The organism is Pacificoceanicola algae, assembly GCF_049341065.1.
In the GTDB taxonomy this organism is placed as follows: Bacteria; Pseudomonadota; Alphaproteobacteria; order Rhodobacterales; family Rhodobacteraceae; genus Pacificoceanicola.
Window position 1 is genome coordinate 297,168 of sequence record NZ_JBMPIX010000002.1, and the last position, 12,341, is coordinate 309,508.

Genomic DNA, 12,341 nt, shown 5'->3' on the forward strand with positions numbered 1-12,341 from the left:
TTTCATGCTCCGGGACTGCCACAGCGGCAACGGGGGCCGCGCCCCCGGTGATCGCGCAAGAGGCCTCAATGTACCAAATCAACCAGATCCAGGCTGACCATTATCTGATCCCCCTGCCCCGTGCGCTTGAGGATTCGATGCACGGCGTCATGACCGGGTTCGAGGTGATCACCTGCCGCATCACGGACAGCGATGGCGTGACGGGTGTGGGCTATACCTATACCTGCGGCGAAAATGGCGGCGCGATTTCCGATATTCTGAGCCGTGAAATGGCGCCGCGCGTGATGGGCCGCGATCCTGCGCTGATCGAAGCGATCTGGACCGACCTGTGGTGGGGGTTCCACTATGGCGGACGCGGCGGCCCGACTGTTCTGGCCCTGTCCGCGTTGGATATGGCGCTGTGGGATCTCAAGGCGCGGCGCGCCAGCCTGCCACTCTACCGGCTGCTGGGCGGTTATGACCCGAAGGTGCCGGTCTATGCCGGCGGTATTGATCTGGATCTGAGCCCGCAGGAACTGGTGGATCAAACTCACGGCAATTTCGAAAAGGGCCACCGCGCAATCAAGATGAAAGTCGGGCGCGAACGCCTGTCCGAAGATGTCGCCAAGATCGACGCCCTGCGCAAAGCCTTTGGCCCCGACATGCCGCTGATGGCCGACGCCAACATGAAATTCACCGTCGACGGTGCGATCCGGGCGGCCCGGGCGTTTCGCGAATTTGACCTTGTCTGGTTCGAAGAGCCCATCCCGCCCGACCATCCTCAGGGCCATGCCCGGATCGCCACCGAAGGCGGTATTCCGATTGCCTCGGGCGAAAACCTGCGCTCGCTTTGGGATTTCCGCACTGCCATCGAAAATGGCGTAACCTTTCCCGAACCGGATGTGACCAACTGCGGCGGTATTACCGCCTTCATGAAGATCGCCCATCTGGCCGAGGCCTACCACCTGCCTGTCACCAGCCACGGAGCCCATGACGTGACGGTCCACCTGCTGGCCGCCTGCCCCAACCGCACCTTTATGGAAGCGCACGGCTTTGGGCTGGAAAACTACATCGAAACACCTTTGAACATTCAGCAAGGCATGGCCATCGCGCCCGATACCCCGGGCCATGGCATCGTGTTTGACTGGGACAAACTGGAAAGGCTGCGCGCATGACACTTGTACTCTCGCAAGACCAGATCGAATTTTTCGAAACCAAGGGCTATCTCGTGATCGAGGATGTTCTGGACAACGCAACGCTGGAGGCGGTGAAGGCGGAGTATACTGACCTGCTGGACGGCATGTACGACGACTGGCACGCCAAGGGCCTTGTTCCGCCCCCCGGCGATCAGGATTTTTACCAAAAGCTGCTGACCGGCTACCAAGCGAAATGCGAGTGGTTCCAGCCGATGGACATCACCCTGCCCGGCAGCAAGATCGAGGCCGATACGCCCTTTCACTTTGGCTCTGCGGTGTTTGACATGCTCACCAACGCCAGGCTGCTGGATCTAGTCGAGGATCTCATCGGCCCCGAAATCACCTCTAACCCTATTCAACATGTCCGGCTCAAGCCGCCCTCGAACACCCTGCGCGGAGATGAGACCACCGCCCACATCATGGCGACGGACTGGCATCAGGACCGCGCCGTCGCCCATGCCGAAGGCGACGCGACGCAGATCATCACCGTCTGGCTGGCGATCAACGACGCAACACCGGAAAACGGCTGCTTGCAGGTGATCCCGGGCAAACCGCAGATGTACCCGCATTGCCCGAAGAAACAGACCTCGATCGCCGATGGCATCCTTGATCTGTCCAAGGCCGTGCCGCTGCCGGTGAAAGCGGGCGGCGCGGTGATCTTTCACCCGCTGACGCCGCATGCCTCGCTGGACAATACCTCGGGCGTTTTCCGCTGGAGCTTTGACATCCGTTACAATGTCACCGGTCAACCCACTGGCCGCGCGCATTTTCCCGACTTTGTCGCCCGGTCGCGCAGCGCGCCTGAAACCGAATTCCGCGACTGGCAGGCATGGAAGCAAATGTGGCTGGAGACTCGCAGAAAACTTGCGCCAGAGCCCTATATCCCGATCCACCGCTGGACAGGCGACGCTCCGGCCTGCGCCTGACACCGATAGATTCTTCGCAGTAAAATTGTCTCTCCCTCAACCTAGCGAGACCTCGTATGAAAACCGTTCGCCTTTCTGATGCCGACAATGTCGTCACCGCCATCACCGCTCTGGAAACCGGGGCAGATGGCGCCATTCAGTTGATCCCGCGCGGCCACAAGATGGCAACGCAGGACATCGCCAAAGGCGCTCCGGTCTACAAATACGCGCAGGTCATCGGCTATGCTGCCCAGGACATCGCCAAGGGTGCCCATGTGCACACTCACAACCTCGAATTCCGCAATGTCGATACCGAGTATGAGTTTGGCACCAACCTGCGCCCCGTCGCCCCTGCTGCCAAGCAAGATACCTTCATGGGCTACCGCCGTGCCACGGGCCGCGTCGGTACGCGCAATTACATCGCCGTGCTGACAAGCGTGAACTGCTCGGCCACCGCCGCGCGGATGATCGCGAACCACTTCACCGAAGAAAAGCTCAGCCAATATCCCAATGTCGATGGTGTGGTGGCCTTTGTGCATGGCACCGGCTGCGGCATGGCGGGGTCAGGCGATGGTTTTGAGGCGCTTCAGCGCGTGATGTGGGGCTATGCGAAAAACCCCAACGTTGGGGCAGTTCTGATGGCCGGTCTGGGCTGCGAGATGAACCAGATCGACTGGCTGATCGAGGCCTATGGTCTGATTCCCGGCCCGCTGTTCCAGTCGATGAACATTCAGGATGTAGGCGGGCTGCGCAAAACCATCGAACTCGGCATCAAGAAGATCGAGGCAATGCTGCCGCTGGTCAATCAGGCTGAGCGGGAAGAATGCCCTGCCTCAGAGCTTATGGTCGCCCTGCAATGCGGCGGCTCGGACGCGTGGTCGGGCATCACCGCCAACCCCGCCGTCGGCTATGCCTGCGATCTGCTGGTCGCCCAAGGCGGCACCGGGGTTCTGGCCGAAACGCCCGAGATCTACGGCGCCGAGCACCTGTTGACCGCCCGCGCAGTCGACCGCGCCACCGGCGACAAGCTGATCGGCCTGATCAAGTGGTGGGAGGATTACACCGCCCGCAACAAAGGCAGCATGGACAACAACCCCAGCCCCGGCAACAAGAAGGGCGGCTTGACCACCATCCTCGAAAAATCTCTCGGCGCGGCGGCCAAGGGCGGCACCACGCCGCTGACCGGCGTCTACAAATACGCTGAACCGGTCACCGCCAAGGGTTTCACCTTCATGGACAGCCCCGGCTACGACCCTGCCAGCGTTACTGGCCAGATCGCCAGCGGTTGCAACCTTGTCTGCTTTACCACCGGGCGCGGCTCGGCCTTTGGGGCGAAGCCCAGCCCCTCGATGAAGGTCGCCACCAACACCGAGATGTATAACCGCATGACCGAGGACATGGACATCAACGCTGGCACCATGCTGAGCGATGGCAAATCACTGGAGGACGTCGGCCGCGAGATTTACGAGATGTGGCTGCGCATGGCGAGCGGGGAAAAGTCGAAATCCGAAGCGCAAGGCCTTGGGGATTATGAATTTGTTCCATGGCAAATCGGGGCCGTGATGTAATGGCAGCGCTTCCCTTATGCGTGATCGGCGCCGGCTCGATTGGTCAACGCCACATCGAGGTTGCCGGGCTGTCTGAGCATATCCACCTGACCGCGGTTGTCGAACCCCATGCCCCCCTGCGTGAAAAGCTGGCGCAACAGGGCCTGCCGATGGTCGCCTCGCTGGACGACGTCCCTGCAGACACCCGCGCCGCGATCATTGCCACTCCGACGCAGGACCATCACCCAAGTGCCCTCGCCTGCCTGTTGCGCGGCTGGGCAGTGATCGTCGAAAAGCCCACCGGAGCCACACTGGACGAAGCCCAAGAGATCGTGGCCGAGGCCGAGGCCAAGGGCCTGCCCCTGTTCACCGGCCACCACCGCCGCTGCCACCCCTTTTCCGTCGCAGCGCGCGATGCGCTGGCGGAAATCGGAGATCTGGTGGGCGTGCAGGGCCTGTGGTCCCTGCGCAAACACGACACATATTACGACGTCGACTGGCGCCGTGCGCCCGGTGCCGGGCCGCTGCTGACCAACCTCACGCATGAGATCGACCTGCTGCGCTTTTTCGTCGGCGAAATGACCGAGGCCAGCGCGCTGCTGTCCTCGGCCCGGCGCGGCTTTGTCATCGAAGATACCGCAAGTGTCGCCTTTCGCTTTGCCAATGGGGCGCTGGGGTCTTTCCTGATTTCCGACGCAGGCGCTTCGCCCTGGTCTTTCGAGGCGGCGAGTTACGAGAACCCCGCCATCGCCGGATCAGGCGAGGATTATTTGCGCCTTGTCGGCACGCATGGCGCGCTGGCGTTCCCGTCGCTGACCTGCTGGGGTCGCAGCGCACCGGGGGAAGTCGAATGGTCCAAACCGCTGAAGCGCTTCGAAGGCCAGCACTTTGACCGGATCGATCCGCTGCTGGCCCAGATCGACCGCTTTGCCGCCGTGGTTGCGGGCGGGCAAGACGATGTTCTGTGCACCGGCACGGACGGGATCAAAGCCATGGAAATGACGCTGGCCGCCGCCCTTTCGGGGCATCAGGGACACCCCGTCAAAGCGGGCGAGGTTCCCGGCGACTACAAAGGAGTATGAGATGAGCAAAGAACATATCGGTTTCATCGGTCTGGGCCTGATGGGTCGCGCCATGGTGGAGTGCCTGCAAAAGGCCGGACACCCCGTCACTGTTCTGGGCAACCGCGACCGCAGCGGTGTCGAAGAGGCGCTGGCCCGCGGCGGCAAAGAGGCCGCGACTGCGCAGGAACTGGCCGCCCAGACGGATATCGTCATGCTTTGCGTTGGCACCAGCGATCAGGTCGAAAGCCGCATCTATGGCGAGGACGGCGTGCTGGCAGGCGTCAAACCGGATCAGATCGTGATCGACTTTGGCACCTCCCTGCCCGGCTCGACGCTGAAAATCGGCGCCGATCTGGCGGCCAAAGGTGCGATCTATCTGGACGCGCCGCTGGGTCGCACCCCGGCCCACGCCAAAGACGGTCTGCTCAACATCATGTGCGCGGGCGACAAGGCGGCGTATGAAAAGGTAAAGCCCGTGCTTGATACGCTAGGCGAAAACGTGTTTCACCTTGGAAAGCTGGGCAATGGCCACACGATCAAGCTGATCAACAACTTTTTTGCCATGACCACCGCCAATGCCATGGCCGAAGCCTTTGCCATGGCCGATGCGGCGGGCATCGAACGCGACGATCTGTACGGCGTTATGGCGGCCGGGCCGAACCACTCGGGCATGATGGAATTCGTGCGCAACTACGCGGTTGACGGGAAAATCGACCTTGCCTTTTCCGTCGCAAACGGCGCCAAAGATGTAGGCTATTACCGCCAGATGGCGGCGGATCTGGGCAAGCAGTCACGTATGTCCACCGCCGCCGACGCCACGCTGCGCGAGGCCCGCGATGGCGGCGCCGGCGACATCATGGTGCCGGAAATGGTCGACTGGATGGTCGCAAACTTGGGAAAGAAAACATGAGACTAGCAGGAAAACGCGCTTTTATCACCGCTGCAGGCCAGGGTATTGGACGGGCGATTGCCGAAGGGTACATCCGCGAAGGTGCCAGTGTCGTGGCCACCGATCTGAACGGCGATCTGCTGGAGGGGCTGCCCTGCGAAACCTTTGCGCTGGACGTGACCGACAAGGCTGCCCTCACCAAGGCCGTGCAAGACGCCGCGCCCGACATTCTGGTGAATTGCGCAGGCTACGTGCATGGCGGCAATATCCTCGAGGCGACGGACGACGATTTCACCTTTGCGATGGAACTTAACGTGCGCTCGCAGTTCCATTCGATGCGGGCCGCCCTGCCCGGCATGATCGAGCGCGGCGGCGGAGCCATCGTCAATATCGCCTCGGTTGCGGGCAGCATTCTGGCCGCCCCGAGCCGCTGCATCTATGGCACCTCCAAGGCAGCGGTGATCGGGCTGACCAAATCCGTCGCCAAGGACTTTGTCACCCAAGGCATCCGCGTGAACTGCATCTGCCCCGGCACTGTGGACAGCCCGTCGCTGCACGATCGGTTGCGCGCCATGGGGGACTATGAGGCGGCCCAAAAAGCCTTTGTCGCCCGCCAACCCATGGGCCGCGTCGGCACGCCCGAAGAAATCGCCTATCTGGCGATCTACCTTGGCTCGGACGAAAGCGGCTTTACCACTGGACAGGCCCATATCGTCGATGGCGGCTGGGCGAACGGCTGACGCAAGGCTTGGCGGGGCATGAACCCGCCTCACAGGACCGGATAAACAATGTCGAAAGCCATTCCCCGAGAGGACCGGACCGCCGCTGGCGTGTTGCTGATGGCGCTGGCCGTGGTGTTCTTCACCTGCATCGACAGTTCCGCCAAATGGCTGATCATTGGCGGCTTGCCCGCGCTTCAGGTGGTTTTTGTCCGCTATTTCGGGCATTTCATCATCACCGTGGCGCTCTATGCCACGCAAGAGGGGCGTGAGGCGTTCCGCTCAAACGCGCCCGTCAAACAATTGCTCAGATCGTTTTTCCTGCTTGGCAGCACTGTGTTCAACTTTACTGCGCTGCAATACCTGCCGATCACGGTGACCACGACGATCATGTTCGCGGGGCCCATCGTCATCACACTATTGGCGATCCCCATTCTTGGCGAAACGGTTGGCTTGCGCCGGATCATCGCTGTTTGCTTTGGTTTTGTCGGGGTTCTGGTGGTCATGCGGCCATGGGGGGTGGATTTTCACCCCGCCATGTTCCTGTCGCTGGGCGCGCTCAGCATGGCCTCGATGTATTTCATCATGACCCGGCTGTTGGCCGGGATCGAGGGCAATTCCACGCAACAAATCTGGTCATCGGGCGTGGCCGCGGCGGCGCTGGTGCCGTTTGTCTTCCAAGACTGGGTCTGGCCCACCGGCGTGGACTGGATCGCCTTTCTTTTGATTGGCGGATTTGGCGCTGCGGGGCATATCGCGGCGACCACCGCGCACCGCCTGGCCGATGCCTCGATCCTTGCGCCGGTGATCTATATTCAGATCTTCCTCGCAGCAGTGGCAGGCATCTTGCTGTTTGAAACATGGCCGACGATCTGGACGCTGGGCGGCGGCGCGATCATCATCGCTTCGGGCCTTTATATATGGCAACGCGAACGCGCCGTGCGCGGCAGGGTGCGCCGCCCGGTCCCGGCAGAGCGCTAAGCAAGTCGAAGCCTCCCGCCAACGCAAAAGGCCGGACAAATTCGCCCGACCTTTCATTTCAAAATAGCGATTTCTGGATCAGCCGCGGCCGATATAAGGCATCGCCGTCGCCATCACCGTCATGAACTGCACGTTAGCCTCAAGCGGCAGCGACGCCATGTGCAGCACCGATTTCGCCACGTTCGAGACATCCATGACAGGCTCAACCGCGATCGAGCCATCTGCCTGCGGCACGCCCTTGGTCATCTTGGCTGCCATGTCGGTCAGCGCGTTGCCAATGTCGATCTGCCCGCAGGCGATGTTGTAGGGTCGCCCATCGAGCGAAATGGAGCGTGTCAGCCCAGTCACCGCATGTTTCGACGCCGTATAGGGCGCAGAGCCCCAGCGCGGCACATAGGCGCTGACCGAGCCGTTGTTGATGATCCGCCCACCCTGCGGGTCCTGTGCGCGCATCCGGGCAAAAGCCGCGCGTGCGCAGATGAACGATCCGGTCAGGTTGATGTCGATGGCCCGGCGGAAATCATCCACGCTGGTTTCGTCGATGGTTCCGCCCATGACGGAGATCCCGGCATTGTTGAACAGGCAGTCGAGATGCCCCCAAGCCGCAACCGCCTTGGCAAAGGCGGCATCGACGCTGGCCTCGTCGGACACATCGCAGGGCAATGCCAAGACGCCTTCATGTTCGGAGGCCAGCGCCTCCAATGGCTCCGCCCGGCGCCCCACGACGCCGACCTTCCAGCCTGCCTCTACGAAGGCCAGCGTGCAGGCCTTGCCGATGCCCTGCCCGCCGCCGGTGATGATGATTGTTTGCGCCATGAAACCTCTCCCTGTTTCTGTGGGCCAGAATTATCTTGAGCGAGACGAGTCTGCGACGGGGCGGCGCCCGCATTCACAGTTCCCGCAGTAAAATCTCCCCCTCGCTCGGGTCTAGTGATTGTCCCTCGGCAGATCGCGCGCAACTTTCTGATAGGCAGTTGCCAGTTCAAGACAACCGCCATCGGCCAATTGGCCAACGTGCTTGCGATAGATCTCTTGCCAAGGCGTCTGGTTGTGGATTTCCGGCGCCTCCCAGGCGTCGATCCGGGCCTGCCATTCCGCCTCATCGACCAGCGCATCCATGCGGCTGGCGTTCAGATCCAACCGCACCATGTCACCGGTTTTCAAATAGGCCAGACCGCCGCCCACAACCGACTCGGGTGAGGCGTTGAGGATCGAGGGGCTTTCCGATGTGCCCGACTGCCGACCATCGCCAACCGTGGGCAGATGGTTGATCCCCGCCTTGATCAGCGCGTCGGGTGGCTGCATGTTCACAACCTCGGCGCTGCCGGGATAGCCGACGCAACCAACATTGCGGATAAACAGGATGCAATGTTCGTCAATGTTCAAAGCCGGATCATTGATCCGATCGTGATAATCCTCGGGCCCTTCAAAGACGATGGCACGCGCCTCGTAGACACCCTCGTTGCCCGGCTCTGACAGGAACCGTTTCTGAAAGTCCTCAGAGATGACGCTGGTCTTCATCAGGGCGCTGTCGAACAGATTGCCCGACAAGACCTTGAAGCCCGCGTTCTGACGCATTGGCTCGGCGTAGGTCTTGATCACGTCCAGATCGACGCTTTGGCAGCCCGCAAGGTTCGCACCCATGCTGTTGCCCGTGGCGGTCATGGCGCCGGTGTTGATGCGCCCGGCCTTCATCAGCTCGCCCATGATTGCGGGTACGCCACCAGCACGGAAAAAGCTTTCGCCCAGATATTCGCCCGCAGGCTGCATGTTGAGCAGCAGCGGCACGTCGAAACCCACCGTCTCCCAGTCTTTCACGTCCAGATCGACGCCCGCATGACGGGCAATCGCCTGAAGATGCGGCGGCGCGTTGGTGCTGCCGCCAATGGCGGCGTTCACGACAATCGCGTTCTCAAAGGCTTCGCGTGTCAGAATGTCCGAGGGTTTCAGATCGTCCAGAACCATCTGCACGATGCGTTTGCCGGTGTCATAGGCCATGGCCATACGTTCGCGGAAAGGCGCTGGGATTGCGCTGTTGCCGGTCAGCGACATGCCCAGCGCTTCCGCCATGGCGTTCATCGTGCTCGCCGTCCCCATCGAGTTGCAATGCCCAAGCGAGGGCGCCGAGGAACAGACCCGGCTCATGAATTCTTCGTAGTCGATCTTGCCTTCAGCCAGCAGGCGGCGGCTTTCCCAGACGATGGTCCCCGAGCCTGCCCGCTTGCCCTTCCACCAGCCGTCCAGCATCGGACCGCCGTTCAGCGCGATGGCAGGCAAATCCGCTGTGGCCGCGCCCATCAGCATCGCTGGCGTGGTCTTGTCACAGCCCGTGGTCAGCACCACGCCGTCAATCGGATAGCCGTGCAGCACTTCGACAAGGCCCAGATAGGCAAGGTTGCGATCCAGCGCAGCGGTCGGGCGCTTGCCGGTCTCCTGGATCGGATGCACCGGGAATTCCATCGGAACGCCGCCCGCCTCGCGAATGCCCGCCTTGATCCGGTCCATCAGGAAGACGTGGATCTTGTTACAAGGGGCAATGTCGCTGCCCGTATTGGCGATGCCGATCACCGGGCGCCCGCCTTGCAGTTCCTCGCGGGTATATTCCTGGTTCTGGTATCGCTCAACATAAAGCGCGGTCATACCTGGGTTGTTCGGGTTGTCGAACCACTCTTGCGAGCGGAACCGCTTGTGTGCGCGTGTGTCTGACATGACGTCCTCCCTTTGGCCGAGTGCGATTCCCACATCTTTCGGCTGCTTGCAGCAGCATTTCAATTTGGTATACCAAATGCAAGAGATACTCACATCGCTTAGGGGAGGATGGGATGAGACGAGTCGCTTTTGCGGGGGTTTTGGCAGTGATATACTCCAGTGCCCTGCCCGCCTTGGCCGAGGTCGATCTGGCCACAGTCGACGCCTGCATCGAACAAGCCCGCAGCGACGGGCAAGTGCCCACCGCCTGCATTGACGCCGCCCAGGCGGATTGTCAGGCCGAAACCTCGGACAGCCACATGGTCGCCGCGCTTTGCTACACGAAGGCGCGCGAGGTCTGGGGAACAGGCATTCGCGACCGCATGCAACTGATCAGTGCGTCGGCCCCCGAAAACGTGGCCGCCATTGCCGGGATCGAAGTGAAATACGACCTTCTGGCCAACCTCACCCAATGCGACCGCATGGAAGAGCTGTCCCGCGTCGGTGAGGCCACAAACGAAGAAATCCAACGCCAGAAAGCCCGTTGCGAGGCCAGCGCCTCGGGGCTGGCCTATCTGCGCCTTGTCTGGCGCTCGGCTGACATGCCGCTCGAGGAGAAGTGAGATGATCGAAGACCCCGCCATCCTGACCATCGTCAAGGATCGCCCGCGCCCCAGCGCCGCGCAGATCGCCGCCTTTCAGGGCATTCCCACCGGTTTTGTCTGTGACGCCATGGACGGGACAGGCGCGCTGACCACCGCGATCAGCCCGGTCGACGGTGGCCTCGGGGATTGGCACGCTGCCGGCCCAGCCCTGGTCGCCGAAAACGGTCCGGCCGAGATCCTGGCCACCATGGCCGCCGTCAGCCTTGCCCAGCCCGGCGATATGCTGCTGGCCGCGGTCGAAGGGCATCAGGGCTGTTCCGCCTGCGGCGATCAGATCCTTGGCATGATGAAGAACGCGGGCGTCGCAGGCTTTGTCACTGACGGGCCGATGCGCGACATCGAAGGTATCCTTCAGGTCGGCCTGCCCGCGTGGTGCACCGGGCTGAATCCGGCCTCACCCTATGCCAAAGGCCCTGCAACAGTCGGCGGCGCAGCGATGATCGGCGGGCGCGTTGTGGCCACTGGCGACATGGTCATCGCAGACCGTAACGGCGTTGTAATTGTCCCCTTCGCGCGCATGGACGAGGTGATCAGCAAACTCGAAACCGTCAAACAGCTGGAGGTCGAGCTGGAAGCCAAGGTTGCCAGCGGCTTCCGCACGCCGCTGGACCTTGACGCGATGATTGCCGAGGGCAAAGCAGTCTCCCGCAGCTAAAGCACACCGCCAAGGGTTTCTTTGGGCCGAAAATACCTCGGGGGGCCGCGTCAGCGGCGGGGGCAGAGCCCCCATACAACGCCCCCCCGCCTGTCACATCTTGGCAAAGGCGCTTTTCGCGCCACCGCTTTCCTGTGTCTTGAAGATCGAGGTGTTGTCCTTGGCGGGCGGCAAAGGCATGCGCACCGGAACCTGCTCCAGCCGCGGTTCGATACAGGGGGCGCCGGTGATCATCCGGTCCTGCAAATCCGCCCAGAACCCACGCTGCCCCAGCGAATGGATATAGCTTGAGGCCCCAAGCAGCGGCCATGCATCCGCCGCGGCGCATTCATAGAACAGGATCAGCCGCGCCCGGTCGGACACATTGGGCGCCGAGCCATGCAGGGTGCGCACATGGTGCACCGTCATGCTGCCCGCCTTGCCGGTCAGCGTCACCGCCTTGTCCATCTCGAACAGCGGATCTTGCGGATCGATCGCCCCGCAGAACACGCCGTCGTTGTGATGGCTCAGCACCGGCCCCTTGTGGGTTCCGGGAATGACCATGAGCGGCCCATTGGCTTCGTCCACATCTTCGAGGTTCAAACCAAAGGCCAGCAAGCTGTCATTTGTGGCCGGGTAAAAGGCCCAGTCCTGATGCCACTCGACCGCCGCACCGCCACCGGGCGCCTTTGTGTTCAGCTTCGAGGTGTTGATGAAAGTGTCAGGCCCCAGAAGATCGGTGAGCACTTCGGTGACTTTGCTTTTCGCAAGGATATCCCAAAAATATGGATCGATCTTATGCGGCAGCTTGATCCGCGTCAGGCGCGGATTGTCTGGGCTGTGGCCCTTGTCCAGATCATACCGCTCATCGCTGTCGGTGACCGTGCGCGAGGCGTCGATCAGCCGATAGGTGATCTCTTGCAGGTGGGCCAACTGATCGGGCGTCACAACGTCTTCGACCATCAGATAGCCGTTGGTTTCGTAGAAATCCTTTTGCTGCTGGCTCAACATGGCACACTCCGGTTGCGCAGACTGGGGGAGCATTCGCGCTCCCCCGGGGTTAATGGGACAAGA

The 12,341-nt window shown here is 61.8% G+C and carries 12 protein-coding genes; 9 read left to right on the forward strand and 3 right to left on the reverse strand.

Annotated features, from left to right (window positions below):
• Positions 1-68: 68 nt before the first annotated feature.
• Genes ACOYQJ_RS03995 through ACOYQJ_RS04025 form a run of 7 tightly spaced genes read left to right on the forward strand, consistent with a single transcriptional unit; the run spans position 69 to position 7,280 of the window.
• Positions 69-1,154, forward strand: coding sequence for a mandelate racemase/muconate lactonizing enzyme family protein (locus ACOYQJ_RS03995; RefSeq protein WP_422904711.1), 1,086 nt, complete (start codon positions 69-71; stop codon positions 1,152-1,154).
• On the forward strand, positions 1,151-2,101 hold the full coding sequence (locus ACOYQJ_RS04000) for a phytanoyl-CoA dioxygenase family protein (protein ID WP_422904712.1): 951 nt from the start codon (positions 1,151-1,153) through the stop codon (positions 2,099-2,101). The genes ACOYQJ_RS03995 and ACOYQJ_RS04000 overlap by 4 nt, the downstream gene beginning before the upstream one ends.
• 56 nt (positions 2,102-2,157) lie before the next feature.
• On the forward strand, positions 2,158-3,648 hold the full coding sequence (locus tag ACOYQJ_RS04005; RefSeq protein WP_422904713.1) for a UxaA family hydrolase: 1,491 nt from the start codon (positions 2,158-2,160) through the stop codon (positions 3,646-3,648).
• Positions 3,648-4,709 carry a Gfo/Idh/MocA family protein gene (locus ACOYQJ_RS04010; RefSeq protein WP_422904714.1) on the forward strand — a complete coding sequence of 354 codons (1,062 nt, stop codon included), beginning with the start codon at positions 3,648-3,650 and terminating at the stop codon, positions 4,707-4,709. The genes ACOYQJ_RS04005 and ACOYQJ_RS04010 overlap by 1 nt, the downstream gene beginning before the upstream one ends.
• 1 nt (position 4,710) lies before the next feature.
• A complete protein-coding gene (locus ACOYQJ_RS04015; RefSeq protein WP_422904715.1) occupies positions 4,711-5,601 on the forward strand; it encodes an NAD(P)-dependent oxidoreductase in 891 nt (296 codons plus the stop codon).
• Complete coding sequence (locus tag ACOYQJ_RS04020; RefSeq protein WP_422904716.1) at positions 5,598-6,320, forward strand: SDR family oxidoreductase; 723 nt, start codon at positions 5,598-5,600, stop codon at positions 6,318-6,320. The genes ACOYQJ_RS04015 and ACOYQJ_RS04020 overlap by 4 nt, the downstream gene beginning before the upstream one ends.
• A gap of 48 nt (positions 6,321-6,368) precedes the next feature.
• Complete coding sequence (locus ACOYQJ_RS04025; protein ID WP_422904717.1) at positions 6,369-7,280, forward strand: DMT family transporter; 912 nt, start codon at positions 6,369-6,371, stop codon at positions 7,278-7,280.
• 78 nt (positions 7,281-7,358) lie between these two features.
• Here the strand turns inward: ACOYQJ_RS04025 and ACOYQJ_RS04030 are convergent, their stop codons facing one another.
• Entirely contained in the window at positions 7,359-8,096 is a 738-nt protein-coding gene (locus ACOYQJ_RS04030; RefSeq protein ID WP_422904718.1) for an SDR family oxidoreductase, read from the reverse strand.
• A 111-nt stretch (positions 8,097-8,207) separates the two neighbouring features.
• Positions 8,208-9,989: an IlvD/Edd family dehydratase gene (locus tag ACOYQJ_RS04035; RefSeq protein ID WP_422904719.1), complete on the reverse strand. Its 1,782-nt coding sequence runs from the start codon at positions 9,987-9,989 to the stop codon at positions 8,208-8,210.
• A gap of 113 nt (positions 9,990-10,102) precedes the next feature.
• Between ACOYQJ_RS04035 and ACOYQJ_RS04040 the strand changes: the two genes are divergently transcribed.
• The gene (locus ACOYQJ_RS04040) at positions 10,103-10,591 is read left to right on the forward strand and encodes a hypothetical protein (protein WP_422904720.1); all 489 of its coding nucleotides are present in this window, start codon (positions 10,103-10,105) and stop codon (positions 10,589-10,591) included.
• Position 10,592: 1 nt separating this feature from the next.
• Positions 10,593-11,288 carry an RraA family protein gene (locus tag ACOYQJ_RS04045; protein ID WP_422904721.1) on the forward strand — a complete coding sequence of 232 codons (696 nt, stop codon included), beginning with the start codon at positions 10,593-10,595 and terminating at the stop codon, positions 11,286-11,288.
• A gap of 93 nt (positions 11,289-11,381) precedes the next feature.
• Here the strand turns inward: ACOYQJ_RS04045 and ACOYQJ_RS04050 are convergent, their stop codons facing one another.
• Complete coding sequence (locus ACOYQJ_RS04050) at positions 11,382-12,278, reverse strand: phytanoyl-CoA dioxygenase family protein (protein ID WP_422904722.1); 897 nt, start codon at positions 12,276-12,278, stop codon at positions 11,382-11,384.
• Positions 12,279-12,341 lie beyond the last annotated feature (63 nt).

Coding starts and splice junctions, on each gene's coding strand:
- ACOYQJ_RS04040 (WP_422904720.1), top strand. CDS start 10,103: ATGAGACGAGTCGCTTTTGCGGGGGTTTTGGCAGTGATATACTCCAGT.
- ACOYQJ_RS04045 (WP_422904721.1), top strand. CDS start 10,593: ATGATCGAAGACCCCGCCATCCTGACCATCGTCAAGGATCGCCCGCGC.
- ACOYQJ_RS04000 (WP_422904712.1), top strand. CDS start 1,151: ATGACACTTGTACTCTCGCAAGACCAGATCGAATTTTTCGAAACCAAG.
- ACOYQJ_RS04005 (WP_422904713.1), top strand. CDS start 2,158: ATGAAAACCGTTCGCCTTTCTGATGCCGACAATGTCGTCACCGCCATC.
- ACOYQJ_RS04035 (WP_422904719.1), bottom strand. CDS start 9,989: ATGTCAGACACACGCGCACACAAGCGGTTCCGCTCGCAAGAGTGGTTC.
- ACOYQJ_RS04030 (WP_422904718.1), bottom strand. CDS start 8,096: ATGGCGCAAACAATCATCATCACCGGCGGCGGGCAGGGCATCGGCAAG.
- ACOYQJ_RS03995 (WP_422904711.1), top strand. CDS start 69: ATGTACCAAATCAACCAGATCCAGGCTGACCATTATCTGATCCCCCTG.
- ACOYQJ_RS04025 (WP_422904717.1), top strand. CDS start 6,369: ATGTCGAAAGCCATTCCCCGAGAGGACCGGACCGCCGCTGGCGTGTTG.
- ACOYQJ_RS04010 (WP_422904714.1), top strand. CDS start 3,648: ATGGCAGCGCTTCCCTTATGCGTGATCGGCGCCGGCTCGATTGGTCAA.
- ACOYQJ_RS04015 (WP_422904715.1), top strand. CDS start 4,711: ATGAGCAAAGAACATATCGGTTTCATCGGTCTGGGCCTGATGGGTCGC.
- ACOYQJ_RS04050 (WP_422904722.1), bottom strand. CDS start 12,278: ATGTTGAGCCAGCAGCAAAAGGATTTCTACGAAACCAACGGCTATCTG.
- ACOYQJ_RS04020 (WP_422904716.1), top strand. CDS start 5,598: ATGAGACTAGCAGGAAAACGCGCTTTTATCACCGCTGCAGGCCAGGGT.